The sequence below is a fragment of the Marinobacter sp. MIT930201 genome (assembly GCF_047122665.1).
GTDB classification, from domain to species: domain Bacteria; phylum Pseudomonadota; class Gammaproteobacteria; order Pseudomonadales; family Oleiphilaceae; genus Marinobacter; species Marinobacter salarius.
The window spans coordinates 3,915,936-3,942,084 of the sequence record NZ_CP138916.1; the positions used below are offsets into that span (position 1 = coordinate 3,915,936).

A 26,149-nucleotide genomic window follows, 5' to 3' on the forward strand; every position below is an offset into this window, starting at 1 on the left:
TCCGTGATTGAGTGGCTGAACCGAATGACGACGGGCGCCCCGGCGGGACTGATTCTTGCCGGCACGCTTGCGGCGTTGCTTCATGGTCCGGTGGCTGTGGGTGATGAACTGCCGCAGCGCGCAAGTGATCCTGCCTATGGTGTGGCTCTGTATGAGTATTATCAGGGCAATGCGTTTGAGGCGCTGACCCGCCTGAATGTGGCCTCCGCCGAAGGCGGCATCGATGGCCATGGTGACCATCCGGCCCTCGTAGAGGGCGGCCTGATGCTGTCCTACGGTATGACCCACGAAGCCGGCGCGCTGTTCCGGGAGTTACTGGACGAGAACGCAGCGGTGGCGCCGGGCACCCGCAACCAGGCCTGGTTCTATCTGGGCAAAGTGTTCTACCTCGAGCAGGATTCGATTGCGGCACGAGACGCCCTTGAGCGGGTGGATGACGAGCTGTTACAGGACGAAAGCGACGAGCTTTACCACGAGTGGCTGTACCTTCGGGGCCAGCTGGCCCTGTCCGGAACGGCCGGGACCAGTGGGGAAACCGTTGACGAACTGATCGACTCGCTGCCAGAGAGCTCACCCTGGCGTGCTTACCTGCATTACAACCAGGCGGTTGGCATGCTGTCTGAAGGCCAGACGGAAGAGGCGATGGACGCTTTGGCCAGCCTCGATAGCTTGCTTGGCGAGCTGCCCGAATTCGAGCCGCCGTTAGCCAACGAAATGTCGGCACTTCGGGAGCGGGTAAAGCTCTCCATCGGTCGTCTTCATCTCAGCAGAGGTGATTTTGCCGGCGCCATGGCCAGCCTTGAGCAGATCGCCCTCGACGGCGTGTTTTCCGACCAGGCCCTGTTCGATTATGCAGTTGCAGCCTCTCGCGAAGGTAGCGCGGGCCTGGCGTTGCAAGCGTTGAATACCCTTCAACAACGCCCTCTGTTCACACCCTGGCTACAGCAAGTGCCTTATGCCCGCGGCTTCCTGTTCGAGCAGATGGATCGTCAACAGCAGGCGCTGCAGGCGTACCGTGAGGCTGCCAGTCATTACCAGTCACTGAGTACTCGCCTGTCGGATGAGCGGGAGCAGCTAACCGAAGCGCGATTGATCGAGGCGCTTCGCTTCGTGCGTGAGGGCGATAGTCCCGGGCAGCCCGGATCGATGGACGCGGAGATGGTTCGTCCCGAACCGGGAGAAACAACCGTACTGACCGATGCCTATGGGCGTGTAAAGGTCCGGCCCGGGGATTACAGCCTGGCTGGATTGTTGGCGACGGAGTCCTTTCAGCTGTCCCTGCGTGATCTGCATGAACTCTATCGGTTGCGCGATTCCCTTGGCCAATGGCAAACGCAGTTGGAATCCTTCGATATCATGCTGGAAACCCGTGCCCAACAGCGGGAGCAACGTATCCGCGAGACCCGCGACGCACTTGATGCGCTCAACGCGGATCAATGGCTGGCGCGACAGGCTGAGTACCGCAGCGCTATTGAAGACGCGTTGGCCAGAGAGGATCTGCGCTTCTTCATGACGCAGGAACAGCACGAACTGGCGGACCGACTGGCGCAGGTGGAAAAGACCCTGTCGCAACTGCCGGAGGACGAATCCACCCGCAAACAGCGTGAAACCTTCCAGCGGATGAACGCCTATTTTAACTGGCGCATTGCCGATGATTACGCGGTCAATCGTTGGGCTGCCGAAAAGCAGCTGCGGGAACTGGACCGGGCCATGGAGGTGTTCGTCGATCAGCGCGCGTTGATTGAACAGGAGATGGCATCGGGTGGAGAAAATCAGGCCCTGGCAGCCCGGGTAGAGGCCCGCCAAGTCGCGCTGCAACGTTTGCAGGGCGAGTTGGACAAGGCACTCTCGGCAGCACGAACGGAACTGCTCACCCTGGTGGATACTGAACTGCAGCAACAGAGCCAGGAGGTGCAGGGGTACCTCAGGGCAACCCGTCATGCAGCGGCAAGATTGGCGGACACGCTTTTCCTTGGTCGCAATGGTGCGGCGGCGAATCCGGCCACCGAAGCGGGAGGTGACCGTGACTAAGCCGGTAATCCGCAGGCGCCTGGATACCCTTCTGCCAGTGCTTATCGCAGGCCTCCTCGGGGGCTGCCAGTCGCTTTCAATGCCGGATGTATTCGGCGGTGGGGATGACAGACAGCCCCAGCCGGGGACTCTGGCCACTCTTCAATCCATCGAGGAAACCATCGAGCCTGCGCCGGATACCCGGGGCGGCACCAGTGAAGTATCTCTGGGGGAGGTGATGGACAGTTACCGCGCCTTGTTGCCTCTGTTGGAAGACCCCGCCAAACAGGTTGCCGTACGTCACCGGCTGGCGGACCTGGAATTCCAGCGTGCGGAAAACAAGATGGTTGAAACCGCAGAGGATGAGATGGCCGGGGCTATTGAAGCCTATGAACAACTGCTGGCTGGGTATCCGGAGCGGCCCGGTAATGATCAGGTTCTTTACCAGTTAGCCCGCGCCTACGACCTGCGCGGCATGAGCGAAGAACACCTTGCCACACTGACAACGCTGGTGAATGAGCATCCGGATTCGCAATTCTGGGTCGAGGCGCAGTTCCGGCGCGGTGACTTGCTGTTCAGTAATCGCCGGTACACCGAGGCTGAACAGGCGTTCCGCACGGTGATCGACGCCGACCCGGCCAGAAGGGACGACGCCTCGTTCCTGGTCAACGCCCACTACATGCTGGGCTGGAGCCAGTTCAAGCAGGGGAGTTATCGGGAAGCCCTGTTCAGCTACATCAATGTGCTGGACCTGGTCATGCCGGAAGAGCAGGACGTGGAATCCGTCGGGCAGGAATACCGCACCATGATGGAAGACCTGTTCCGCGTATTTGGCCTGTCACTGTCTTACCTGGACGGTGCGGACACCCTGCAGGCCATCTTCCGTGAGACCGGCGAGAAACCCTACGAAATCCTCGTGTATGACCGCTACAGTGACCTTTTGCTGGAGCGGGAACAGTACACAGACGCCATTGATGTATTCGAGCGCTACATCGATGCGCGGCCACTGAGCCCATGGGCGCCCCGGTACCACATGCGTATCATCGACACCCTGGCACAGGCCGGCTTTACCGCTGACATACCGGATCGCAAGGCGGCGTTTGTTCGGGACTACGGCATTCACAGTGCCTACCTGCAACAGGCGGATGACGAGACAGCGTTCTATATCGGGCAGCAGCTGGAAGAGCTGATCCCGGAGCTTGCCAATCGCCACTATGTACTGGCGGGCGAGACAGAAGGTTTGGAATCGGATGAGCATTATCGTCAGGCGGCGGTGTATTACGAGGCCTTCGCGGATACCTTCCCGGCCCACCCCCGCACACCGGAGATGCTGTTCCTGCTGGGTGAAACCCATGTAGAACTGGCTCAGTGGCCGGAAGCTATCGAAGCCTTTGAACGTGTGGCCTATGACTTCCCATGGGAGGGAGAACCACCCGAACGCGCCGCTGAGGCAGGCTATGCGTCGGTACTGGCCTTCCGCGAATATGCCAAAACCTGGCCCCGTGAGCCCGCTGAAACCTACAATGATTACACCGAGTTCCAGCAGCTGAATCGTCAACGATTCGTGAACGCCTTTCCCGACGACCCTCGCTCGGAAGAAGTGCTCTACATTGCCATGCAGCACGAATTCGAGCGCTATCGCTATGGGCAGGTGGTTGAAATGGCGGATCGCATGATTGCCCGAGTTCCCGCGCCCGGGGCGGATATCCTCACGGAAACCTGGTTGCTGAAAGCCCACAGCCTGTTTGAGCTGGCCCGATACGCCGAGGCGGAAACCACCTATCAACAGGCCTTGCGCGTCATGGCAGAGGCCGATGAGCGGCGGCCGGATGTCATTGAAAGCCTGGCCGCGTCCGTTTTCCGTCAGGCGGAAGCGCTGGCGGATGCCGGTGATACCGCCGGAGCGGTTAGTGAATTCCTGCGTGTGGGCGTGGTTGCGCCCACCTCGGCTCTGAGGGCCAACGCTGAATACGATGCTGCCACCCTGCTGATTGAGCTTAGCCACTGGCAGGATGCCATCGATGTGATGGTGGCGTTTCGGACCCGCTACCCCGAACACGAACAAATCGATACCCTGCCAGCGCGCCTGGCACTGGCCTACCGCGAGACAGAGCAGTGGGAGAAAGCCGGGGATGAGCTGAACAACCTGATTGCGATGGCCACCACGGACGAGGAGAAGCGCGAGAACCTGCTGATCGCCGCGGATCTGTACGAACGTGCGGGAAATACTGGCAAGGCCATCGACACCTGGCGGCGGTATGCCAATACCTATCCTGAACCACTGGACGTTTACATGGAGGCCGCCAACAGCCTGGCCGGCCTGTACGACGGGATTGGCGACGACAGCAGCCGCCGTTTCTGGCTGCGCAAGCAGATGGAGACCGTGGACGACAATCCCGACGAGGCGGACGACCGCATGCGTTACCTGGCGGCCGAAGCTTCGGCGATCCTGGCACGGGAAGCACTGGCCTATTACGACAGCATTCGCCTGACCTTGCCGCTGAATCAAAGCATGGCAGCCAAGACCGAGGCACTGGAAGAGGCCGTTACCGCCTACCAGAAAACCGCGAGTTACGGCGTGTCGTCCTTCTCCACCGAAGCCGGCTATCAGATTGCACACATCTACGCGCGCCTCGGTCGTGACCTGATGGAGTCGGAGCGACCAGAAGGATTGTCGGAGCTGGAGTTATCCCAGTACGAGCTTTTGCTGGAAGAGCAGGCCTACCCGTTTGAGGACAACGCCATCGACATTCATGAACAGAACGCCAGCCGCGCCCGCAACGGCATTTTCGATGAATGGGTTCAGCGCAGTTACGAAGCCCTGAAAACCCTGCTTCCGGGCCGCTACAACAAACCTGAAATCACCGTAGAGGTTGTCGATGAGCTGGGTTAGGTCATTCCAGGGGTGGACGCGAGTGGGCCTGCTGCTGGCTGTCGTGCTGGTGGCCGGTTGTGCGTCCTCGCCCAAAACCGACCCGGCAGATGTGGTGGAGGCAGAGCGCCAGGCCCGGGAGGCCGAGTTAACGCAGGACTTCAGCGAGGCGGTTGCCTTGCTCAGGGGAGGGGATACCGATAACGCGCGGAACCTGTTTGAACAGATCCATCAGGCCGACCCAGAGCGAACCGGACCCTTGGCCAATCTCGGCATTATTGCACTGCAAGAGGGCAACCCCGAAGCCGCTGAAGGGTATTTCCAACAGGTGCTTGAGCGCGACCCGCAACACAGCGCAGCGTTGACCCATCTCGGAGTCATGGCCCGGGAGCAGGGCGAGTTCGAGCACGCTGAAACGCTTTACCGGCAAGCCCTGGAAGCCGATCCGAATCACCTGCCGGCCATGCTGAATTTGGCCATCCTGCTGGATATCTACCTCGGCCGGCTCGAGGAGGCTTTGCCTCTCTACGAGCAGTATCAGTCGCTGGCGGAAGAGCCGAATCCGCGCCTCAAGGACTGGGTATTCGATGTCAGGAACCGCTTATGATCGCTAGAAAACACCTACTCAGTCTATTGCTGTTGATCATCGCATTTCCCTGCGTCGCCCAGGACGGCGTCGTGACGATCGAAGGCACACGAATTCGCGGTGACCAGGAAGTGCCGACGGTGCTTTACCTGGTGCCCTGGCAGGCGCCGGCGGTGCAGTCGCTGGCCCGGCCGGACGAGCAGTTGATGCTCCAGCGCCCTATTGCGCCGCTGGAGCGCCAGGAATTTCAGCGCCTGGTGTCCTATCATCAGTATTTCCGCACCTCAGCGGAGGATTCGACGGTGTCCGGACGTCCTGACTCAACGTCAGAGTGAGACGTGTGTCACACATTGTCTGTGCACATACGCATGTAAAAACAAACCGCTACAAAGACTTGCGTGAACTTACCCCCACCGGGGCCGTTGCCGCATACACTAGCCAGCAAATACGGACTATGGAGTGCCCTGAAAATGATTGAAACTGCCGTTCGCTTCTTCCAGGAAGGTGGCTTTTTCATGTATCCGATCGCCATCGTGCTGATTATCGGACTCATTGTTGCCGCTGAACGTTACATATACCTGTCTGCCCAGAAGATCACTAATCGTCGTGATTTCAACCGGTTGCACCACATGATTGGTGGTAAGGATCTTAAGGGCGCGCTGAACTACGCTACTGAGTCTGGCAGTGCCATGGCCTCCATGATCGGTTTCGGCCTCCAGCGCCTGGCCCGTCGCCAGTCCCGGGAAGAGATCGAGTACGCCATGGAAGAGGGGCTTCTGGAAGTCATGCCCCGCCTCGAGAAGCGTACCCAGTATCTGTCCACGCTGGCCAACATTTCCACGCTGATGGGCCTGCTCGGCACCATCATCGGCCTGATCGCGGCCTTTACCGCGGTTGCCGCGGCGGACCCGTCTCAAAAGGCGAGCCTGCTGTCCCAGAGTATCTCCGTAGCGATGAACACGACAGCCTTCGGCCTGATGTCTGCGATCCCGCTGCTGTTGATCCACTCAGTGCTCCAGACTAAGACCAACGAAATCATCGACAGCTTCGAGATGGCCGGCATCAAGGTGCTGAACCTGATCACCGACGGAACAGGCGCAAGGCCGCAGGCACCGGCTGCCGCCGCTGCCCGCCCAGCAGAGCCTGCTTCCCGTGCGGCCAACCCCGCCGGGTCAGTGGCGTAACGGTTCAATCAGGGAGCTAAAGCCATGAGGCGTAAGCATCGTCGGCTTCGCAGCGAAGCGGACCTGGATATCACACCGTTCATGAACCTGATGATCGTGCTGGTTCCGGTCCTGCTGCTGAATATGGTGTTTGCACACACCAGCGTGCTGGAGCTGAACTTCCCAGATGTGGATAGCAGTTCCGTTGAAGAACAGAAAGAACTCCAGTTACAGGTCGTCATTTTCGAAGACCAGCTTGTGGTGTCCGACAACCAGGGCGGCGTGATCAAGACCATTGCCAACCGCGAAGCGGCCCACGACTTCGAGATGCTCGGTAAGGTCATGAAGGAGCTTAAGGGCAGGCTCCCGGACAAACGCAACATCATCATTATGCCGTCCAGCGACACCTCATATCAGACGCTGGTGTCGGTGATGGACAAGGTGCGCTCTTACGAAGCGGTTGTCGCAGGTGATGTCGTTGAGGCCGAGCTGTTCCCCGAGATCTCACTGGGCGACGCACCGAAGAGGGCTGAACAGTCATGAAAGAGTCTGCGAAAGCCAAACGCCTGAAGCGCCATCATCGGCGGGGCAAACAACAGAGCAAGCTGAACCTGGTGTCGTTGATGGACATCTTTACCATCCTGGTGTTCTTCCTGATGGTGAATTCATCCTCCGATGTGCAGGTGCTGAACCAGGACAACGCCATCAAGCTGCCGGACTCCAGTGCCCAGCAGCCCCCGGGTGATGTGCTCGCGCTGACGGTCACGGACAACGATATCCTGGTGAACGGCCGTGTTGTGATGAAGCGGGACGTGCTCCAGGCCTTTAGTGGTCAGGTAGAGCCCGCCCTGAAGGAAGAGCTGGACTACCAGGCCAGCCGCTCCAGTGCTCCGGCACCGGATGCAGGGCGCCCCATCACCATCCTTGCCGATCGCGAACTGCCCTATGAACTGTTGAAGAAAATCATGTCCACCTGCGTGGACGCGGGCTACGCCAGTATTTCACTGGCTGTAAACCAGAAAACAGAGCAGGGAGCCTAGCTGTGGCAGAGTATCGTCAGGGATTGCCCTGGAATCAGGAGGCCGGAGAACGCAAGCGCTTGTTTGCGGTTGCTACCCTCGTGGTCCCGTTGTTCCTTGTGGCAGCCGCGTACATCACCTGGGTTGAGTTGCCGGAGCAGGATCGCAAAGAGCGTGAAGCCCTGCCGCCGCAATTGGCGAAGCTGATTGTTGAGAAACAGGAACCGCCACCACCCCCGGAACTGAAAGCGCCGGAACCCGAGCCTGAGCCCGAACTTGAACCAGAGAAGCCGGAACCGGAAGAGCAACCCGTTGCCGAACCCGAGCCCCAGGTACAGCCGCCCGCGCCGAAGCCTGAGCCAGAACCAGAACCCGAGCCCCAGGTGGCGGAGAAGCCGGAGCCAACGCAGCAGGATGTCGAAAAAGCCCGGGAAAAGGCAAAAAACACCGGTATCCTCGCCATGGGCGATGAGCTCTCCAAGCTGAGTGCGCTGGGTAAATCCGTCAAACTGGATACACCGGCCACCGTCACAACGGCCGAACCAATCGCCCGCAAGACGGGTGATACCCTGGCACAAAAGGCTAACACCGGCCGCAGCTCCGGCGTGGATGAATCCGGCCTGACCCGCGAAACCCGCGAGGTTGCGCTGGCGGAACGGCAACGAGCCCAGGTAGAGGAAGCGGAAGAAGTGGTCGCCCAGGCGAAAGCCGCCGAGCGTGAGCAGCAGGCCGCTGCCAGCAAGCGCAGCCGCGAAGAGCTCCGTCGCACCATGGACGCCAACAAATCGGCCATCTACAGCATCTACAACCGCGAACTGCGCCGCAAACCCTCACTGCAGGGCAGCGTGACGCCGGAACTGGTGATCGAAGAGAATGGGGCGGTCTCAAGCTGTTCGGTGGTGGAATCCACCCTGAACGAGCCAGCCCTTGAAAAGAAAATTTGCAACCGTCTGCGATTGGTGGATTTCGGCGCCCGCCCGGGTGTCGACAGGACGACTATTCGTTATCCGATCGAACTGCTCTCTGGTTGAGCGGACGCTATTGGCTATCGAGTCCCGGCCGTCAGGCCGGGACTAACGTGCAATCAGCCATTAGTGGCGATCGGACGAGTGGTTGATGCCATCCGTGGTAGGAATATCGCCCAGCTCGAATGGATTTACCCCCTCTATACACGCCACGTTCACCCCAAACTGATTCGGGTTTGAGCGCCGTCTATGGTGTGTATAGATCCCGCAGGTAGCGCAGAAGTAGTGTTCAGCCGTTTTGGTATTGAACTGATAGAGCGTCAAATTCTCTGCTCCCTGCAGGATCCTGAAAGCATCTAACGGAACCGAGGTCACGACAGCGCCACGACGTGCGCACATTGAGCAATTGCAACGGCTCAAGTCCTCAAAGCCACCGGGAAGATCAACTTCGAATTGGACACTGCCGCAGTGGCAGGCGCCGCGGTTTATACCTTTTACATCCATGTTGGGAGACCTACTTGTTTGTAACGCCGTTCAGCATGCGCCGCCACGCAATAGGGGCAAAGCCGCAATGCTGCAGGCGTCGCCGTAACTGACACAGCTATGTGCTTTCTCGGATAGCTCGGACATCCTGGATATCCACAGGTCGTGAGAGCGCCAACTTATATCGGACCAAATCTTCTTTAAGCATAAGTGTAAGCTCCAAACCCAGCAATCTGACTGTCTGATAGCGAGAGAAATCTATATCGAGCGGAACCCAGGCCTGACGACCGGCGTCATAAATTTGCGGATCGTCAGCGCTGCCCACCTCCACTTTCACCCCTTCATACTTGAACTGAACGTAGGTTAGATCCCAGCCTTCCTCTCGGTAGTGCGTGGCTGCCTTGGATATATATTCCTGGCCGGCCTGAACCACTGACGAAAAATGTTCCCCGGGAACGAAAAGGTCAATATCGTTCAACTCACGCTCAGAACCGTACCCCTTTGCTGCGAGTCCTCCACAGATCAGGTAAGGGACATCTCTATCTCCAAGTAACCCAACAATCCATTGGGTTGCTATCTGATGCACGCTTTCTCCTTTTGCGCATAATGCGAAGCGCACCGGTGGCCTTTACATAGCGGAACGGCGAAAAGGGCATCCGCGCGACGAGCCTTGTTGGGCGACCATGCATAAATACAGATATTGGACGCCATTATCCGTCTTGCTTGTCTAAATAGGCCGATAGCCGACCGTCGTGCGCGAGACTCGCCGATAGTCGGTATTCCTCGAAGTCTTGTGCACGCAAAACAACATAGGGTAAGTTGGTCTTACCGCGAACAGAGCTCCTTTCTAGGGCGCCACCTCGCGGGGTTTGTTGGTCAATTTTGACAAAAATAAAAATGCCGCCGACAAGGATCCTGTAACCATTTACGTTTTCCTGCCTATCTGGCTTTGGAGCTCGGTAAGCGAACACCCCGTCGTCGCCATTATGGCTTTTTAGACGACATAGCAAGGCGTCAATGTTCGTGGGAATAGGTTTGAGCGCAAAGGCAATATCTCTCATTACCTTCTGATACGGCCCCAAGTCGATCCTGCCGTTTTTCGTTGATGCGACGCTGTATTTCCACAGCAGGCCGGCCACAAATCGCAAAATATCGTCTCCTGACGCGCCCCTTAATGTGTATTCCCCCAAGGCAGAGTTTTTTGCTTCTTCTCTGATTTTACGAAACGCCGTCGCAGCAATGTTCTCAAATTTACCCAATTCATTGTCGCAAGTTTTGCAAAGTATGTTGCGCTCGAATATGCCCGACTGGGTATGGTCGAAGTTATTTGAACTTCTCACGTAGGCATGTGCTTTACCTACTTGAACCTCTCGGGCGAGAGTCCTGGGTATTAGATGAGATTTTATTGTAGGGGCATCACCACAAATAATGCAGCTCATCAAAAACTCTCCTCAATGATACTTTTTCGCCCAACGAGGCTGTAGAAAAACTCCAGAGCCCTTCTACGGTCTCAAATTGTTTAATTTTCGCGCTAAAAATAGCGCCTTTTCGTGAAATCTGGAGCATTTCTCTCCGAAATATTCCGTAGATTTCGCGTAGGAGCGGTCAACCCCAAAAACCTCGGGACTTTTTCTACGGCCTCAACGCCAGCCAGCACGTGCGGCTTCGACCTGGAGGCGAAGCCGCAATGTCGAAGCCGTCGCCGTGACTGGCTTTGTTGGGCAGCCCGTTCGCTCAGACATGGAACTGCGAAAAGTAGTCAATTACCTCTGCAGCCTGTGTCCCTTTCCGAAACCGTCGTTGCTCATCGAAATCAAGCGAGGGAAACATATGTATGACCTGCTCATCCTTATATAGATCTAATAATGCGTCTGGCTCTATCCCCTCGGCCTTCTGGCCCCTCAAGATTTTTGTCACTTCAATGGCTGCACCGATCATGACATCAGCTAATTGGACAGCCGGACTAGTCTTTGAATCAATTTGAGTGACTGACGTGAGCTTGAGCGGGAATTTAATAGTTGCGATTTCTGACTGCCGAAACTCGATATCGACGTCATGATTGATGTAGCGCTCCAATAAGTTATGGTAGGTGAGCAGGTTTTTTGATTGATCGTGCTCAACCCGGTATGGCCCGTCCGCCATAACCTCCATTCGGCTTATGAGGGCTTGGAGAACGACTAAGGCAGCATCGGTGCTGACACCAGGTGTTGCTATCGCCGATAAGCATTCCGGAGCTCCATAACCCGCCAGAGGCCCTACGGCTTCTGGTAGCTCGTACCACTTTGTCTTGCGTGCTGCTGTGACGAGATCATCCAGAGCTTTCGTGGTTTTCTCCCTCATCGCAGACTGAAAGGCGGCCAATAGCGCATCAAAGGCTCCCTTACCCAAAAGGGTGGGGCCAGCAAAATATAGCAGGGACGCTAGTGAGTAGTTCTGGCCATCCGCATAAAAATCGATCCCTCTTTCGAAGTAGAACGGCTCGACTGCATAGTCCAAGAACATCAGCAACAGCAGGAAGCGCTTGTCACAGACATAAGTCACACACTTGTAGTTAGTATGGATGTTACCCAACAAACCGAGCAGTCTTGGGTGGTTTTTTGGCCGACGGGACAGCGCCTGGTACTTGAGCTCAGTCGCCTGCAAGCTGGGAAAGTGCTCCTTGATTAATCGCTCGGCGTCTTCATCGCTTATGGAAACGGCCGCTGCCCCTTGAAAGGGTTGCTCAGAGTTTAATAGGTCGAATCCTGTATAACCGCTCTCATCAATCCGGAAGCATTCCATGAAAGACCTCTTTTTTTAAAACGGTGGCAAATCTTTAGATCAGCATCTCTGGCAATACCTACGCAATAATCTCTATATCTATGATTGTATTTAGTTTTACAGATCCTGAACCTTCATGCCGCCCAACACTTGCAGCATGCGAGCCCATGAAATGGAGCCAAAGGAGCAATGTAGTGAGCGTCGCCGTGGCTGCACTGGTTAGGCAATCCCACGGGACAGCGCCGACCATGCCTATTTCTTCGCAGATTTGTATTGGCCCCGTTTGGTCAATTGTACTGATAAGGGTGTACCACTACCTATACGCTTGAAGTGTTTGATATCTTTATTCATCGCGATGACCTCGCCTTTCCATGCGGCATCGGGAGCAAGGCTCGAAAGAGAGAAATCACTGTCAACCAGGGCCTTAACCAACTCTGGATATCGTTTCGCATAAAAATCCCATGCCGTTAGAAACTTTGTGCGAACCACAGGGGATTTATGCTCGCGCATGTTCCGGTGGACATCGCTCAAGAAACGGACCTGCCATGGGACATAAGGCGCTTGGTCAATAATTCCGTACTCAGTGATTGGAAAAGTCCCACCAGAGTATTCCACTAGTGTCTCCAAACTCCTGTTTAGATAAACGAAAGATAGGCTCTCATCGAATTCCGCCACTCGAAAAAAACGGTTGAATTTTTGACAATAATTATCAATAAATAGCCCGAGAGAGGGAATGTTCTTTTCTGAGGAATAGGCCCTCACTAGTGCTTGGCCGAAAAAGCACTCTATATTTTCAAGCTGGTAATGAGCGAAAGAACCAGACGTCAGTATCGCTCTAAAGAAGATATCCTGTCCGGTTAAACGGTGATGAAGATCTTCTGCAAACTCAATCAGATACCATACCAAGTACTGACGTTCTTCGTCCGTTTCCGCTAGATCAGGATTGTAAACGAGGACTGTGTCCGAGAAGACAATAGTTTTAAACGAGTTGTGCCGATGAACGTTTAGCTCGTCGAGTATGGAGTAGACACGGGCCACTTTCCTGGGTTCGTTGTTTGTCATCTCTGAGAACCCGAGTATGTCTATGTAGAGTAGAAATCTATCTCCTGCATCCATTCAGGTATGTCTCCTACTGTCTAACATTTGTATATGAGTCCCCACGAACACTTTTCCAGCGACTTATATTTCTAAGCAGATTTCAGTTTAAACTAGGCAAAAAATCCTGTTAGGTCAATCAGTTCCGGAAATTATCACCAGAGGTAAAACGTTGGAATAGTGGTCGCAGCGGCCACTATTCATGTTTTCTGAGACCCGGCTAACCTCATGATACAAATAGAGTTAACCGGGAATTCGTTGTATTGCCAGAAATCATGGTCGGAACGACCAGTTTTCAGGACTCCAACAAACGGTATACCGGAATACTCAGTGCCTGTTCCGCCCCCAAACCAGCGTTATCGCCACGCTAACCACGGCGGAGGCGGCCAGGGCACCCAGGAAGGGGGCCAGGGTAGGGATGCCACCGGGGAAGCTGGCGGCCAGGAGGCCCGCCGTCAGACTGCCACCAGTCACCCAGCCAGGAATGATCGCCCCCGCCAGGCCGGCCAGGCCGCCAAATACGGCTGCGGTAGTGGTCATTCGCTTCCACAGCCCCATCAATACCGGTATCACCGCCGTCGCGCAGAGCAGGTCGGCGATCAGGAACAATCTCAGTACCGAGACGCCCTGGAGTGCGACTATCACCACGGGAATCATCAGGAGGACGGTCACCCATCGTGCCGATATGATGGAGAGCCCTTGTTTTTCAGTTACTGCCAGGGAGGCCAGGGCGTTCTGGAGTGTGTCCACGGATGAGGCGACTAGTGTGAGGGCCAGTACCAGGGCGGGAATGGTCAGCCATGCGGGGGCGCCGGATAGTAGTGCAAAGAACGGAATGGGTGGAGATCCGAGATCTGCACCGCTCATGGCGGCGGCAATGCCCAAGCCGCCGACCACGGCAACCACGATAATAGTCACCAGGCCGCCCAACAGGGCGCCGCTGCGCAGCGCCGAAGTATCGCGGGCGGACCACAGGCGCTGCCAGTAGCCCTGGTGAAACAGATTAGCGGCGGTTACGGCGATCACCAGTGTCAGGGCTACGCCCAGGGCACTGCCTACTGGCGCGGAGGGGGCGTCAGCCATTTGCAGTTCCGGTAGCCGGTCCATTGCCACGAATCCGACAATGGCCAGTAGCCCGATCAGCAGGAACGCCTGCCACTGGTCCGTGACGATGCTGGCTCGCAGGCCACCCCAGGTGGTGTATATGAGTGTGGCAACGGCCACGCCAAGCACCGCAAGGTTCCCATTCACGCCCGACAGCAATGAGGTGATGGCGCCGATGGCGGTGAGTTCGGCGGTAAGGAAGCACAGCATGTAGAGCACGGAGATCAGCGACACGTAGCGGCGAACCGATGAGCCATAACAGGCTTGGGCAAACTCACCAATGCTGCGGCCCTGTGGCAGGTAGCGCCGGATGGCCGGGCCACAGAAGGCAAACACGATAAAGGGCAGGGCGGCGCCAAGGGCGTAACCGGCCAATGCCACCGGCCCCACCAGGGCGCCAACTTCCGGGGGCGCGAAGAGTATCCAGCCTCCCATACCCGACGCCAGGAAGGATAGCCCAAGTGCCCGGGCGCCCTGACTGTTGCGGGCCGTCACGAAATCATCCAGGCCGCCATCGGCCAGGCGAGCCCGCAGCCCGAGCCAGGTGAACAGAACGAGTGCAGCCGCCAGGGCAGCTACCGTGGTGTAGAGCATGGTGTGTTTCTCCGTTAATCATAAAGCCGGGAATAGTGACATATTCCACGCGGTGCTGCGATTGACTGTCTGTCTTATGCTTTACTGTAGTAAGTCACCATTCGGAATTGAACCGACGGGGGAGGCCCCACCCAATGAGTAATCGCAAATCGGAACTGGAAACCCTGCGTGCCGACCTTAAGGCACGCCTGTCAAAGTATGAAGCCCACCAGCATCGCCAGGGTGGCGCGCTGGAGAAAGACTTCGAAGAGCAGGCCGTACAGACCCAGAACGACGAAGTGGTCGATTCACTGGAGACGGAAACCCGCAACGAGCTGGCCCAGATCGAACACGCCCTTGAACGCCTTGCGGAAGGGCTCGGGGACGAATGTGAGGGGTGCGGCGAAGACATTGATCCACGGCGCCTGCAGGTTCTGCCCTACACCACAGTCTGCGTGAAGTGCGCCGAAGACTGAACCCCTATCACTCCCCCTGAATCTTGCTGAGCAGGTCCTTGGCCAGTTCAATGGCCTCTGACCGGTGGCTGATGTTCTGCTTCTGGTAGAGGCTGCGAATGTGCGTCTTCACCGTCGTGGAGGCGACTTTCAGGTGTTCGGCGATCTGGTCATTCGACAGGCCGGCGTGGATCAGACTGAGTATCTGCCATTCCCGGCGGGTAAGGGGAGATGTGCGGATCAGTTCGGGTACATCAGGCCGGTCGATAATATCCTGAATGATGGCTTCGTCCAGTGAAATCCGGATGGCGCGGCTGAAATCCCGTTGTTGCTGAGCCAGCTGGATCAGGCGTTCGGCGCGCTGCAGTTCCATTCCGTCAATCGCTTCGTCATTGATCAGCGCTTTCAGGATCACGATCAGCACCTTGCCCATACGCAGGAAGCTGCCGACGGCCCCGGTGGTGCTGGCCAGTTGGAGCGCGGCGACCATGTGCTTCAGGGCGTTCTCACGGTCTTCAGTGTCCCAGTAAAGCAGCGCCAGCGCGATATGGTTGCGGTTGAGGTCGGTTTTAAGACCCACCTGTTCCGCGACGGCTTGCAGTCCTGTCAGCAGAGGCTGCGCTTTACTGTACAGGCCCAGGCTCATGTACGCCCGAGCCCGGTTGCGACCGTTGCATTGATTGAAGTGGTTGGTCGCTGTGGTGGGGTCGACGGGCGGTGCGATGGTCAGCCAGCGTTGTATGGCTTCCCGGTCCCGAACTGCATCCCAGTAGGCGAGCATGGTGGCGTGGGCGTTGGCGACCCAGTCCAGATGATAGTCACCGGAGGCGAGCATTTTCTGCATCTTGGCGATGTAGTCCGCGCACAGGCTTTGCCGGCCCCTGGCATGGGCCACCTTGGCCAGCGATGTATAGCTTTGCACGTACCAGCGCTCGCCCTGGGCTTCCAGGATTTCGATGCCCTGGAGCGCACACCGCTCAGCATTTTCCAGATGGTGCCATTCCCACATGATCTGACTGCGGATGCGGAACAGGAATTCCAGTATTGGCAGGTGGTTGAGGTGGTTTTCCTCGGCGTACTGGAAACCCCGTTCCTGGATGTTGTAGGCCTTCTGCAACAAGCCCATCGCAACGCTGATTTCAGACTGCTGACACAGTGCCCAGAGCACGTTCTGGTGGGCCTGGTGCGCCCGGGCGAGGTGTTCGGTTTCCTGCATACGGGCGAGGGCTTCTTCCAGTTCGCCCTGGACAAACAGAGCTTCCCCAATGACAGAGGCCGCCGCCACCCGGGAGGTGGGCAAGTAGCGGGCTTCCTGGTCGATGGCCTCGCGGGCGAGGGCCAGGGCACGTTCTCCATCCCCATAATTCATGGCGACCTGAGCACGAATGGCACTGAACTCACCATGCACGGCGCGCTGGGTGTCTTCCGTCATGGATGCTTCCAGACGGGTTTCCGCAGCCGACAACCAGTTTTCAACTTCGTCAAACTTGTACTGGCCCTGGGCCACCCAGGCCCTGAGCAGTGTCAGCGTCGGATCCTGGGCAATCACATCCTGGGGCAGGGCGTCGAGGCAACGCTGCAGCAGGATAAACTGGCCCTCGGTGAAAAACTTGCGGCCGTGAATGGTCAGTACGCGGGTGATACGGTCCGCGTCGTCGGCGGCGATGGCGTGGCGGGCGGCCTCTTCGGCGTGGTCCAGTTCCAGCCAGGCGTCACTGGCCCGTTGGTGCAGCTGTTGGCGGTTTTCTTCGGTGGTGCAGCTCAAAAGGTGCTGGAGATAGACGGAAAACAGCGGATGGTAGCGGAACCACAGGGCGGAATTGTCCACGGGCGTGATAAACAGCCCCATGGACAGAAGGCCACTGAGCAGGGCCTGGCCATTGCTGTCGTCCATCACCCTCATGACCATCCGCGCGTTGAAGCGGTCCAGTATGCTGGTGCGTAGCAGGAATGTTCGCTGCTGTTCCGTCAGCCCCTGCCCAACCAGTTCGTCAAAGTAGTCAAAGATGTGCTGGTTGCCGTACTCGAGCTGATCCACAAAATCGTTGAATTCGATGCTGGTCAGTGCGGATGCGGACAGAAGCTGGAGTGCCGACACCCAGCCTTCAACCCGCCTGACAGCCCGCTCGATGCTTTCCCGAGAAATCTCGAACGGCAATCGGCTGTCAAAGTAGCTCTGTGCTTCGTCTGCACCAAAGGCCAGATCCCGTGAGGTGATCTCGGTCATCCGTCCCTGCATCCTCAGTTGCGCGACGCCAATGGGTGGCACCGTCCGGGTGATCAGGACGAGCGTCAGGCAGGCAGGTTGATGCCGCAGCAGGAAGCGCAGTGCGTTGTGTATGACCTCGTTGTCAATCAGGTGATAGTCGTCCAGCACCAGATACAACGGTTCCCCGTCCAGGGGAAGCTCGGCCAGAAGGTCGGTGAGAAAAACCTCCAGATCGTCGTACCCCTTCTCCTGCAACTTCCGCAGCGTGGCCTTGCAACTGCCGGGAGCTGCAACCTCAAGTGCCTTGGCCAGGTAGCCTGCAAATCGGGCCGGGTCGTTGTCGCCGACTTCCAGGCGGTACCAGGCGCTGGTGGCCTCCAGTGCCTCAAGACGATCCGCCACGGTGGTGGTTTTGCCATAGCCGGCGGGCGCATGCACCAGCAGCAGGCTTACCGGTTCCAGGCCGTGGAGAAGATCGTTGAATTTTTCCCGGTGTAAAAGGGCGGGTGGTGGTTGTGGGCTCTGGTTTTTGGCAGCGATGAACGTCAGTTGTCCCGGATTCAGTGTTGTTGTCATCAGGATCTTCAGTAATTGGTGTCAGACAGTGGCAAAGAATGTGATACCGGCTTTGTGGCTCTGCGTCAACTTCCCGTTGTCGCTATTTGAGGGGCATGAACCAGTTCTCAAAACCGGCAGGGAGGGCCCCTTCTGCAGCGGCAGATTTGAGGCACAGTTATCTTTAAGGCGTTAGCGATTTCGGTATCTTACCGTAACAAGATGTAACTCGGAAAACGTGATGTCTAATAATAACAGGGACTTCGTCTGACCATGCTGCTGGTACTCGCCGGATCCATCCTCACTTTCACTATGGCCCAGGAGGCGGTCGTCGTGGAGCCTTATGAACAGGGCACCATTGTGATTGAGCAGGATTTCGACACCAGCCCCATTGAGTTGAGAACCGACGCCCGGGTGGAACCTCTGGTGGAGCAGAAGTTCCGGAATATCGTGCGTCAGGCTTACGACTACAGCTGCGGTAGCGCCGCCTTGACCACGGTTCTGAATTTCTACCTCGGTAGAAACCTTGGTGAGCGGCAAGTCATGGAGGGGCTACTTCACTACGGCGAGAGTGAACGGATTGTGCAGCGCCGCGCCTTTTCCATGCTCGACATGAAACGTCTCGTTACCGCCCTTGGTTATCCCTCTGGCGGGTTCCGCGCCACGATTGATGACCTGATTGACCTCGATCACCCGGCCATTGTTCCCATCCAGCACGCCGGTTTCAAGCACTTCGTGGTGCTGCGCACCATCCGCGACGGCCGGGTGTATCTCGCCGATCCGGCGGTCGGCAATATCTCCTTCACGCTCGCCCAGTTTGAAGAGAGCTGGGACGACAACGTGCTCTTCATTGTGTTCCCCGGCAGTGACAAGCCGCTGGATTACCTGGAGTTGAAAGAGGAGGACCTCCGGTTTGTGGACGACCAGACATTGACGTTGCTGGCGTTGCAGAAGTTACCCGAATTCCATGAATCCACGGAACGCCGGATCAGAAACATGCTGGAACGCCAGAAGAATAATCCGGACGGCAGCGTTGAGAATACCCGGAAGCAGCTGTTCTACCGGCGCCATTAACGTGCCGGGCGCAAAGCCGGCACACAGGAAACAATACAATTAGAAATAAGGGAGTCAGGATGAATCGTTGGTTAGTGCGAGGTTTTATCCTTTTTTCCGTGACTGGCCTTTTACCAACCATGGCATTGTCGCAGGAAGGAAACGTAGACGAGGCGAGGGAGGCACTTGCCAGGCAGGAGGGTGACGAGGATTCATCCAAACAGTTGGAAGAGGTGTTCCAGGCAGCCGAGACCAGCTACTCGTTGCAGAAGAAGGGCACCCATTCCCTGAACTACTCGTTCGATTACTCCTACACCGGTGACCAGCGTCTCGACCTGGCGATCACCGACGGTTCAGTTCGCAACCTCGATGTGGTGCCGTCCGCGACCCACAACTTCACCAATGCGTTTTCCTACGATTATGGCCTGCTGGATAACCTGACTGTCGGTGCGCGGATACCCCTGGTGGTTAAGTACGATACCCAGGATGAACTGAACATCTACGATTTTGGCGATATCTCCGCGACCGCTCGCTGGCAGCCTTTTGCCTACGTGCCGGGCAAGATGTCCACGACGGTCTTCGGCACTTTCACAACCAAGACGGGTGTCAGTCCCTACGAGATTGATATAGACGAGCAACTGTCCACCGGTAGCGGCTACTATTCGGTTGCCGGCGGCGTAAGTTTCTCAAAGGTGTTGGACCCGGTGGTTGTGTTCGGGTCTACCAGCGCTACCTACAACCTTCCTGAGAGGGACCTCCAACAAGTCCGGGGCGCCAGGGTGTTACAGGAACTGGAACCCGGCTTCGGGCTTTCCGGCTCCGCCGGTTTCGCCTATTCGCTGTCCTACGACATTTCCCTCAGCATCTCCGCCCAGTTGAGTTACAGCGACCAGACCATCCTGTCCTTCAGTGATGGCACTCAGGCCGTTGCTCAGGACCAGATGAGTGGCTTCCTCAGTATGTCGCTGGGTACCCGCGTGAGCGATACCACCATCGTGAACACCAGCCTTGGTATTGGCCTTACCGAAGACGCACCTGATTTCTCGCTGGGCGTGTCCCTACCCATCAGATTTTCAGGTCTCAAAGAGTGAGTTCAGCCTCTGACGTTTTACGGGAAGGGAAGATTTCATGGGAATAACCAGCCACAAGAGACAGATTGCCGCTGCCATTATGGCAGCCTCGGTGACCTGTGGTGTCGAGGCGCAGCTGGCACAGAACCTGACCATTCATCCCAAGGCATTGGCCCTGGGTAACGCCGTGACGGCCGATCCGCCCGGTATTATGGCGATCCATTACAACCCGGCGGGGCTGACCAAGCTGGATGGGCGTCAGCTTGAAGTTAACCTGATGAGCGTCTACCTGGACATTGACGCCGATTTCCACGCCCCGGATGGCTACGAGATTTTCGGCATTGATGGCCTGGAAACAGACCCTCTCACTGGCAAACAGCGGGACCCGGTCGCAAACAAACACAGCCATACCAACAATGTTGCCCTGTATCTCCCGGGATTTGGCATATTGCGGGCGCCGCCTGGCCCCGCCGTCGCCCCGTCTGCCGGTATCAGCATCAACCCGCCCGGGTCGAAACTGACCTTTGGCAACGCCTTCTACCTGCCCCTGGCCGCCGGCTTCTATCGCGACAAGGACGACCCGGGGCGCTATATGCCACAGGCAACGGCCTTGCAGCGGACAACTTATCTGTCGCCAACCGTTGGTTACAAGATCAACGACGAGTGGTCCGTGGGTGCCGGAATCCATCTGTCGCATATGGGGGTTGCCGCAGATCAGTACATGCGCGCCCCCAACATGCTATTGGGCGTTGCGGAGGTTCTTCAGGATGCCTTCAACTGCGAAAGTGGGGATGAGCCTCTGCAGCCATGGCTGGCCCTTTGCGGGGGTAATGTCGGGCCCTGGGACGACATTGGCGCCTTGAGTATCAACGTGCAGGAAACCCTGTCACCCACCTACGCGCTGGGTGTGATGTGGGAACCCAATGAGTGGTTCGCCTGGGGGGCGAGTTATACCTCCGAAGCCGACATGAATATGAAGGGTACTTTCGAGATAGAGTACACCGACGACTGGTCCGGCTTCTGGCAGAGCGTCAACGGCTCGGTGCTGGGTGCCATCACCTCGGCTATCCTGAGCTTGCCGTCCGGTGCCCCAAGGGAAGCGGGCAACGTCTCCATGGACCTGACCTATCCCCAGCATTTCCAGACCGGCATCAGCTTGGATGTCCATCCCAAGCTGACGGTCAATGTGGACGTTGGCTGGACGGACTACAAGCAGTGGGACGCGTTTGTGTTTCGCTTCGATCGTAACCTGGAATTCCTGAACGCCGCGCGGATTCTGTCACCGCAGAACGCCACTCCCAACACACTGAGGTTGCCTCTCGGTTTTACCGATCAGTGGAACTGGGGTTTTGGGCTGGAGTTCCATGCGTCGTCCCGTTTGGACCTTCGCGCGGGTATGGAAATCCGGGATTCGGTAATTCCCGATGACCAGCGCCAGATTATGGCGCCGTTCGGCGGTGCAAACCTCTACAGTATTGGTATGGGGTATCGGTGGGATAAGGATACTGAGATCGACATGAACCTGAGCTATCTGCAATCCATAGAAACGGTTCCTGCCAACGGCAGTTGTAACCTAAACTGTGACAATATTACCAATATCATCTACAACCCCTATGCGGGGCTGGATGTGAAAACCTCGCTACGAGTTGTCACGGCAGGTCTCAGTTTCCGTACCAAATTCTGACGCAAACGCGTTTACGAACAGGGTGTTTCGCCCCGATGTCCAAATGCCATTTTATGGTTATCGCTTGTCTGGCTGTCGTTATAAGTGGCTGCCAGTTGTCTGGCCCCGACGCCTCTGGCAGCCGCGAGGGTTATTTTACCTGGGTGGACGAGCAGGGGCGGGTAAGACAGTCGCCAATACCGCAGAGCACCGGTGAGAGAGATAAGGGCGAGGGCAAGGAGGCAAACGCTGAGGATGCTCCCCCAACTGGCTCTGCGGACTCGTCGGCTTCCGGGGATGCTTCTTCCAGCGGGTACCACGAAGAATTCAATCTCGAAAACTATCCCGATGCCAATCAGCTCGAAAAAGACGGCTATGTTCGTCCGGGCGAACCCAAGCCTTATTTCACCTGGCGTGATGCCCAGGGCAATATTCGTGTCAGCTATTACCAGCCGGATAACCGGACCGCTGTCGAGAAGGGGCGCATCAAGCCGCCGATTCAACTGACGGAGGCCAGTATCCACCAACCGGGAGAAACGGTCGGGCTGCCGGGCCTGCCGGAAGATGCTGACCCCGAAGCCATGGCTGTCCTGGGAATCGATCCCGGAGAGGAACGTTTTTTCCAGCAGTGGGCAGGGCAATGCTGTCAGGCGCTGGAACGGTCGGAGCCTGAGCAATGGCAGGAAGGTCGTGAATTCGGGGTGTCCATGGGTGACGAGGCCCCCCGCCATTCATTCAGCACGGGTGAAAGCCATTACCGTCTGGTCAGGCTGCCGCCGCCGGAGCAAATTACCGATTTCATCCTCCACCTCAGGTCGTTCAACCACGAAGGAATGTTTGTGCCCTCGGTGGCGTTTCTTGATGCCTCGTTCGCCCCGGTTCGAATCGTGACTGACCTGGTTGCCAGCTATGTTCCTGAATCCTGGTACCAGTACGGCTACCTTCATGCTTACATTCCGGTGTTCCCGAGCCGGGGTGAGCGTTGGATGGTGATCTTCACGCGCGGGGCGGATCTGGCGGGGCAGACGGTTATCGAGGACAAGTACGGGCCCAAGGCCATCCCGCACACCCGTACCGGTGAACTCAGTCTCTCCCGGGCTGGCGAGTGACGTTCAGTCTTCCGGCTGGCTCAGGTCAAGCCATTGCTGTGACAGCCAATAATAGCTGCCATCGGGGGCCGGATGGGTGCAGTTGTAGCGAAAACGACGGCTGTTAAAGCTTCTAGGAGCCTTGAGAATGACTTTATCTCCACCCGATACCTGGAAGCCTACGCGCCCCTGGCCGGAGGCAAAACAACTCAACCGGTCGACGCTGATGGTGTTCGGTACGGTAAAAGCGAGGGTGGGCGGGTTCTCAGAGATAACGCCGTCCGGCAGCTTGTTGGCATCGACTGGCAGCGCCTTGCTACGTAGTTTGTCTTCAAGGCTGTTGAGTTGTCCGTAGGCGTTCGCCACCGGGAATCGGGGCAGACGTGTGGCGGCGGAAGTCTCCCCGATGGCGCCGGATTGCTGTCCAAAGCCGAGCCAGCCACGTGCCGCAATCTTGCGTAATAACGCGTCGTCAAACTCGCCGTAGGGATAGGCAAACATCGGAACGTTGGTCCCCAGTTTTTCGGAGAGTGTTTCCTGGGCCTCATCCAGGCTGCGATTGACACGTGCCTCCCAATCGTTATCGGATTCACCTGGGCGTTTTGCGAGGTGGCCGTGGTCTTTGCTGTGGTTGGCGATGGTCACGCCGTCGCGATCTCTGACTTCCTGCAACTGATCCCAGGTCATATAGCCATGGCTGCCCACGGCCTCGGTATTGACGAATATGGTGTACTCATACCCCCGCTCTTGCAGGGCTGGCGCTGCCTGTGAGTAGACGGATTCGTAGGCATCATCAAAGGTGATGGCAACCTGGGACCTGTCGTTCAGCTCACCCGCCAGTGCTGCGCGGGTTCCTGATTCAAGCGGAACGACCTCCAGCCCCAGATCCTCAATCATATCCAGTTGTCCCTGGAACAGGGACACTGACGTACTGGTGGAGGACGGCGTCGAGTCACTGACATGGTGGTACTGAAGCGCTACCAGATCGGCATTGGCAGTGAGCGTGAACGCCGTGATGGGCAGGAGAAGGAGAGATCGGGTCATCATTCTTGGTGCCATTGGAGTGTCCTTGAAATCGGGAATTCCGGTGCAATCAGGTCCGAAAGTGTGCCTTGAGCACGGCGAAGGCCTGGTTTAGGTCCTGGATGGTTTCGGTTTCGCCACCCCGGTCCGGATGCGCATGCATAACTGCCCGCCGGAAGCGTTGTTTGACGTCGTCAAAGCCAGGGGGAATGGCATCAAAACCGAGGACGGCTGCGGCTTCACTCGCTTCTGTGGCGGCGGGTCGGTTGCCGCTGCGCCCGGCCCAGAAATCGTCCATCATCCGGTTTATGGCGTCTTCCGGCAGTTCGTACTTGGACAGGTCCAGGTAAAAATTCCGCAGTTCGTCCATGCGGTCGGGCACACCTGCGCCCGCCACCACAGAACTCTTGCGGAGTTGAATCACCAGTGGCGAAATGGTCAGGGTTTCTCCGCCGGTGGCGAGCTGATCCCGTAGCCGGTACAGCACATGGAACAGCAGGAAATGGACCGGATAGAGCTTGTCCGGTTCGCCAAAGTTAACCTCGCCAATCAGCTCCCAGGGCGGCTCTTGCAGGGTTTTGATAAGGCCCAGCTCGTTGATTCCGGCTGGGTGCCGACGAAGAATATGCTCGGTGGCAACCAGCAGGTGCTGAATCTGAAAATTCAGCGTCTCATTGGGCGCGTCACCATCCAGCGCCTTGGCGCCCTGTGTTGCGGTATCGGGTTGATTCATGCCCCAATGGTAGGCGACAGGGCGCCGTTACGGAAGAGGCATGTCCCGCTCCAACCCCTTCAGGAACAGGTTGGTCGCGAACCGGGTGGCATTCCTGGCCTCGGCCTCGGCCTCGGCGGGCCGATTGTGGGCACGGTAGGCCAGGCGCAAGCTGAGTTCGTAGCCTACCCCGAAGAAAGCGGCGCACAGGTACTCTTCGTCCATCTCCGGCAACAGGCCACGCTCAACGGCGTTCCTGACATCGTCCTCCAGGGAGAGCATGGCAAGCCCGAGAATGTCTGAGCCGAACAGTTCACGGATGGCACGATCGTTACGATGCGCCAGCTCGTAAACCAGGGGGTCGCTGGCGGTGGCCCGGAACAGCGAAAGGTATGCAAAGTAGATGAAGTCTTCAGCGGAATTGGCGGACTTTCGGCACTCGGTAAGGTTGTGATTGAGGCCGCTTAGGAAATCTGTCAGCAGAGCTGCAAAAATGTCCTGTTTGCTGGAAAAATAATTGTAGAAGGTGCCTGCCGCCAGGCCGGTACGGCGTACGATATCGCGGATGGTGGAGTTGTCGTACCCCCGTTCCCGAAAGCACTCCCGCGCCGCGTCAAGAATGGCACTGCGGTTGCGAATACGGTTGAATTCCCGTTTACCGGTGGCTTCCGGTTTTGTGTCTAACATATCCATGTCTGTATCCTGTCCCTGGAACTTTTGCACGCGTATAATCCGACGCTCACTGACCTTATGAACGACGTTTTCCTATGCCCGAAGCAATAACTGCCAACTCCGAAACCGCCCAGGCTCCTGAAGCGGAGCGCAAGCAGAAACTGGAACTGAACAAGCTGCAGAAGCGCCTGCGCCGGGAAATGGGGCAGGCGATTGCTGATTTCTCGATGATCGAGGCTGGTGACAAAGTCATGTGCTGCCTGTCTGGCGGCAAGGACTCCTACGCCATGCTCGATATCCTGCTGAATCTCCAGAAAAGCGCGCCGGTGCGCTTTGAGCTGATTGCTGTGAACCTGGATCAGAAGCAGCCCGGCTTCCCGGAAGAAGTGCTGCCTGAGTACCTTTCGGCTCTTGATATTGAGTATCACATCATCGAGAAGGACACCTACAGTATTGTTAAGGAAAAAGTACCGGAAGGGAAGACCACCTGCGGACTTTGTTCCCGCCTACGTCGCGGAATTCTCTATAATTTTGCAGAAGAACACGGCGTTACCAAGATTGCTTTGGGGCACCATCGGGATGACCTGCTGGAAACGCTGTTCCTGAACATGTTCTATGGTGGCAAGCTGAAATCCATGCCGCCGGTTCTGCACAGCGACGACGGCAGGAACACGGTGATTCGCCCGTTGGCATACAGCCGGGAGAAAGACATTGCGCGCTACGCCAGCTTGCGCGAGTTCCCGATCATTCCCTGCAACCTCTGCGGTTCCCAGGAAAACCTGCAGCGTCAGGTGATCAAGGACATGTTCCAGACCTGGGACAAGCAGCACCCGGGGCGCCTGGAAACCATGTTTCGGGCCATGTGTAACGTTGAGCCGTCACACCTCGCCGATACCTCCCTGTACAACTTCCGTGAGGGTCACCGCCATTCCGAACCGGGCCAAAGTGCCGGGACGGTCGAGCCCCAAACACCCGATTTCGGACGGTTGGACGTGCTTAATATCTGATCGGTTCGAGCC

The 26,149-nt window shown here is 57.2% G+C and carries 24 protein-coding genes; 14 read left to right on the forward strand and 10 right to left on the reverse strand.

Annotation, left to right across the window (positions count from 1 at the left end; genetic code table 11):
• Positions 1–3: 3 nt before the first annotated feature.
• From SIC19_RS17810 to SIC19_RS17845, 8 genes are all read left to right on the forward strand, one after another.
• Positions 4–2,031: a hypothetical protein gene (locus SIC19_RS17810; RefSeq protein WP_127401544.1), complete on the forward strand. Its 2,028-nt coding sequence runs from the start codon at positions 4–6 to the stop codon at positions 2,029–2,031.
• Complete coding sequence (locus SIC19_RS17815; protein WP_127401542.1) at positions 2,024–4,903, forward strand: tetratricopeptide repeat protein; 2,880 nt, start codon at positions 2,024–2,026, stop codon at positions 4,901–4,903. The genes SIC19_RS17810 and SIC19_RS17815 overlap by 8 nt, the downstream gene beginning before the upstream one ends.
• On the forward strand, positions 4,890–5,489 hold the full coding sequence (locus SIC19_RS17820; RefSeq protein ID WP_226909928.1) for a tetratricopeptide repeat protein: 600 nt from the start codon (positions 4,890–4,892) through the stop codon (positions 5,487–5,489). Before SIC19_RS17815 ends, SIC19_RS17820 begins: the two co-directional genes overlap by 14 nt.
• Complete coding sequence (locus tag SIC19_RS17825) at positions 5,486–5,803, forward strand: hypothetical protein (protein WP_127401540.1); 318 nt, start codon at positions 5,486–5,488, stop codon at positions 5,801–5,803. The genes SIC19_RS17820 and SIC19_RS17825 overlap by 4 nt, the downstream gene beginning before the upstream one ends.
• Before the next feature lie 135 nt (positions 5,804–5,938).
• Positions 5,939–6,652: a MotA/TolQ/ExbB proton channel family protein gene (locus tag SIC19_RS17830; RefSeq protein ID WP_041334205.1), complete on the forward strand. Its 714-nt coding sequence runs from the start codon at positions 5,939–5,941 to the stop codon at positions 6,650–6,652.
• 24 nt (positions 6,653–6,676) lie between these two features.
• A complete protein-coding gene (locus SIC19_RS17835) occupies positions 6,677–7,174 on the forward strand; it encodes an ExbD/TolR family protein (RefSeq protein ID WP_085680171.1) in 498 nt (165 codons plus the stop codon).
• Positions 7,171–7,671, forward strand: coding sequence for an ExbD/TolR family protein (locus SIC19_RS17840; protein ID WP_041334208.1), 501 nt, complete (start codon positions 7,171–7,173; stop codon positions 7,669–7,671). Before SIC19_RS17835 ends, SIC19_RS17840 begins: the two co-directional genes overlap by 4 nt.
• Before the next feature lie 2 nt (positions 7,672–7,673).
• Positions 7,674–8,681: an AgmX/PglI C-terminal domain-containing protein gene (locus SIC19_RS17845; protein ID WP_127401538.1), complete on the forward strand. Its 1,008-nt coding sequence runs from the start codon at positions 7,674–7,676 to the stop codon at positions 8,679–8,681.
• A 60-nt stretch (positions 8,682–8,741) separates the two neighbouring features.
• On the opposite strand, the gene SIC19_RS17850 is transcribed toward SIC19_RS17845, so the two are convergent.
• From SIC19_RS17850 to SIC19_RS17875, 6 genes are all read right to left on the reverse strand, one after another.
• The gene (locus tag SIC19_RS17850) at positions 8,742–9,119 is read right to left on the reverse strand and encodes a GFA family protein (RefSeq protein ID WP_127401536.1); all 378 of its coding nucleotides are present in this window, start codon (positions 9,117–9,119) and stop codon (positions 8,742–8,744) included.
• A gap of 97 nt (positions 9,120–9,216) precedes the next feature.
• Positions 9,217–9,684 carry a hypothetical protein gene (locus SIC19_RS17855; protein WP_127401534.1) on the reverse strand — a complete coding sequence of 156 codons (468 nt, stop codon included), beginning with the start codon at positions 9,682–9,684 and terminating at the stop codon, positions 9,217–9,219.
• Positions 9,685–9,808: 124 nt separating this feature from the next.
• Entirely contained in the window at positions 9,809–10,537 is a 729-nt protein-coding gene (locus tag SIC19_RS17860) for a hypothetical protein (protein WP_127401533.1), read from the reverse strand.
• Positions 10,538–10,832: 295 nt separating this feature from the next.
• On the reverse strand, positions 10,833–11,879 hold the full coding sequence (locus tag SIC19_RS17865; protein WP_127401531.1) for a DUF3800 domain-containing protein: 1,047 nt from the start codon (positions 11,877–11,879) through the stop codon (positions 10,833–10,835).
• Positions 11,880–12,110: 231 nt separating this feature from the next.
• Positions 12,111–12,974, reverse strand: a complete 864-nt coding sequence (locus SIC19_RS17870; protein WP_127401530.1) for a hypothetical protein — start codon at positions 12,972–12,974, stop codon at positions 12,111–12,113.
• A gap of 306 nt (positions 12,975–13,280) precedes the next feature.
• A complete protein-coding gene (locus SIC19_RS17875) occupies positions 13,281–14,651 on the reverse strand; it encodes a sodium:solute symporter family transporter (protein ID WP_126812321.1) in 1,371 nt (456 codons plus the stop codon).
• 134 nt (positions 14,652–14,785) lie between these two features.
• Between SIC19_RS17875 and SIC19_RS17880 the strand changes: the two genes are divergently transcribed.
• Complete coding sequence (locus SIC19_RS17880; RefSeq protein WP_041334219.1) at positions 14,786–15,106, forward strand: TraR/DksA family transcriptional regulator; 321 nt, start codon at positions 14,786–14,788, stop codon at positions 15,104–15,106.
• Between the two features lie 7 nt (positions 15,107–15,113).
• Here SIC19_RS17880 and malT read toward each other — a convergent pair whose 3' ends face one another.
• The gene (malT, locus tag SIC19_RS17885; protein ID WP_052479483.1) at positions 15,114–17,870 is read right to left on the reverse strand and encodes an HTH-type transcriptional regulator MalT; all 2,757 of its coding nucleotides are present in this window, start codon (positions 17,868–17,870) and stop codon (positions 15,114–15,116) included.
• A gap of 252 nt (positions 17,871–18,122) precedes the next feature.
• Between malT and SIC19_RS17890 the strand changes: the two genes are divergently transcribed.
• Genes SIC19_RS17890 through SIC19_RS17905 form a run of 4 tightly spaced genes read left to right on the forward strand, consistent with a single transcriptional unit; the run spans position 18,123 to position 22,744 of the window.
• On the forward strand, positions 18,123–18,923 hold the full coding sequence (locus tag SIC19_RS17890) for a C39 family peptidase (RefSeq protein ID WP_085680181.1): 801 nt from the start codon (positions 18,123–18,125) through the stop codon (positions 18,921–18,923).
• Positions 18,924–18,982: 59 nt separating this feature from the next.
• Complete coding sequence (locus SIC19_RS17895; protein ID WP_041334221.1) at positions 18,983–19,993, forward strand: hypothetical protein; 1,011 nt, start codon at positions 18,983–18,985, stop codon at positions 19,991–19,993.
• Between the two features lie 37 nt (positions 19,994–20,030).
• Positions 20,031–21,656: an OmpP1/FadL family transporter gene (locus SIC19_RS17900; RefSeq protein WP_075196246.1), complete on the forward strand. Its 1,626-nt coding sequence runs from the start codon at positions 20,031–20,033 to the stop codon at positions 21,654–21,656.
• 35 nt (positions 21,657–21,691) lie between these two features.
• On the forward strand, positions 21,692–22,744 hold the full coding sequence (locus SIC19_RS17905) for a MalM family protein (protein ID WP_052479484.1): 1,053 nt from the start codon (positions 21,692–21,694) through the stop codon (positions 22,742–22,744).
• A gap of 3 nt (positions 22,745–22,747) precedes the next feature.
• On the opposite strand, the gene SIC19_RS17910 is transcribed toward SIC19_RS17905, so the two are convergent.
• From SIC19_RS17910 to SIC19_RS17920, 3 genes are read right to left on the reverse strand one after another with little or no spacing between them, the layout of a single operon-like run.
• On the reverse strand, positions 22,748–23,770 hold the full coding sequence (locus SIC19_RS17910; protein ID WP_127402395.1) for a polysaccharide deacetylase family protein: 1,023 nt from the start codon (positions 23,768–23,770) through the stop codon (positions 22,748–22,750).
• A 46-nt stretch (positions 23,771–23,816) separates the two neighbouring features.
• Positions 23,817–24,479 (reverse strand): DNA-J related domain-containing protein, encoded by a 663-nt coding sequence (locus SIC19_RS17915; protein ID WP_041334224.1) that lies wholly within the window; start codon positions 24,477–24,479, stop codon positions 23,817–23,819.
• Between the two features lie 27 nt (positions 24,480–24,506).
• Positions 24,507–25,151 carry a TetR/AcrR family transcriptional regulator gene (locus tag SIC19_RS17920; protein ID WP_041334226.1) on the reverse strand — a complete coding sequence of 215 codons (645 nt, stop codon included), beginning with the start codon at positions 25,149–25,151 and terminating at the stop codon, positions 24,507–24,509.
• A gap of 74 nt (positions 25,152–25,225) precedes the next feature.
• On the opposite strand from SIC19_RS17920, the gene ttcA reads away from it, so the two are divergent.
• Positions 25,226–26,137: a tRNA 2-thiocytidine(32) synthetase TtcA gene (ttcA, locus tag SIC19_RS17925; protein ID WP_075196242.1), complete on the forward strand. Its 912-nt coding sequence runs from the start codon at positions 25,226–25,228 to the stop codon at positions 26,135–26,137.
• The last annotated feature ends 12 nt before the right edge of the window (positions 26,138–26,149 follow it).

What these genes read in the sequence shown, in the direction of transcription:
- SIC19_RS17820 (WP_226909928.1), top strand. Translation starts at nt 4,890, where the DNA reads ATGAGCTGGGTTAGGTCATTCCAGGGGTGGACGCGAGTGGGCCTGCTG.
- SIC19_RS17825 (WP_127401540.1), top strand. Translation starts at nt 5,486, where the DNA reads ATGATCGCTAGAAAACACCTACTCAGTCTATTGCTGTTGATCATCGCA.
- SIC19_RS17830 (WP_041334205.1), top strand. Translation starts at nt 5,939, where the DNA reads ATGATTGAAACTGCCGTTCGCTTCTTCCAGGAAGGTGGCTTTTTCATG.
- SIC19_RS17835 (WP_085680171.1), top strand. Translation starts at nt 6,677, where the DNA reads ATGAGGCGTAAGCATCGTCGGCTTCGCAGCGAAGCGGACCTGGATATC.
- SIC19_RS17840 (WP_041334208.1), top strand. Translation starts at nt 7,171, where the DNA reads ATGAAAGAGTCTGCGAAAGCCAAACGCCTGAAGCGCCATCATCGGCGG.
- SIC19_RS17850 (WP_127401536.1), bottom strand. Translation starts at nt 9,119, where the DNA reads ATGGATGTAAAAGGTATAAACCGCGGCGCCTGCCACTGCGGCAGTGTC.
- SIC19_RS17860 (WP_127401533.1), bottom strand. Translation starts at nt 10,537, where the DNA reads ATGAGCTGCATTATTTGTGGTGATGCCCCTACAATAAAATCTCATCTA.
- SIC19_RS17865 (WP_127401531.1), bottom strand. Translation starts at nt 11,879, where the DNA reads ATGGAATGCTTCCGGATTGATGAGAGCGGTTATACAGGATTCGACCTA.
- SIC19_RS17870 (WP_127401530.1), bottom strand. Translation starts at nt 12,974, where the DNA reads ATGGATGCAGGAGATAGATTTCTACTCTACATAGACATACTCGGGTTC.
- SIC19_RS17875 (WP_126812321.1), bottom strand. Translation starts at nt 14,651, where the DNA reads ATGCTCTACACCACGGTAGCTGCCCTGGCGGCTGCACTCGTTCTGTTC.
- SIC19_RS17880 (WP_041334219.1), top strand. Translation starts at nt 14,786, where the DNA reads ATGAGTAATCGCAAATCGGAACTGGAAACCCTGCGTGCCGACCTTAAG.
- malT (WP_052479483.1), bottom strand. Translation starts at nt 17,870, where the DNA reads ATGACAACAACACTGAATCCGGGACAACTGACGTTCATCGCTGCCAAA.
- SIC19_RS17890 (WP_085680181.1), top strand. Translation starts at nt 18,123, where the DNA reads ATGCTGCTGGTACTCGCCGGATCCATCCTCACTTTCACTATGGCCCAG.
- SIC19_RS17895 (WP_041334221.1), top strand. Translation starts at nt 18,983, where the DNA reads ATGAATCGTTGGTTAGTGCGAGGTTTTATCCTTTTTTCCGTGACTGGC.
- SIC19_RS17900 (WP_075196246.1), top strand. Translation starts at nt 20,031, where the DNA reads ATGGGAATAACCAGCCACAAGAGACAGATTGCCGCTGCCATTATGGCA.
- SIC19_RS17905 (WP_052479484.1), top strand. Translation starts at nt 21,692, where the DNA reads ATGTCCAAATGCCATTTTATGGTTATCGCTTGTCTGGCTGTCGTTATA.
- SIC19_RS17910 (WP_127402395.1), bottom strand. Translation starts at nt 23,770, where the DNA reads ATGATGACCCGATCTCTCCTTCTCCTGCCCATCACGGCGTTCACGCTC.
- SIC19_RS17915 (WP_041334224.1), bottom strand. Translation starts at nt 24,479, where the DNA reads ATGAATCAACCCGATACCGCAACACAGGGCGCCAAGGCGCTGGATGGT.
- SIC19_RS17920 (WP_041334226.1), bottom strand. Translation starts at nt 25,151, where the DNA reads ATGGATATGTTAGACACAAAACCGGAAGCCACCGGTAAACGGGAATTC.
- ttcA (WP_075196242.1), top strand. Translation starts at nt 25,226, where the DNA reads ATGCCCGAAGCAATAACTGCCAACTCCGAAACCGCCCAGGCTCCTGAA.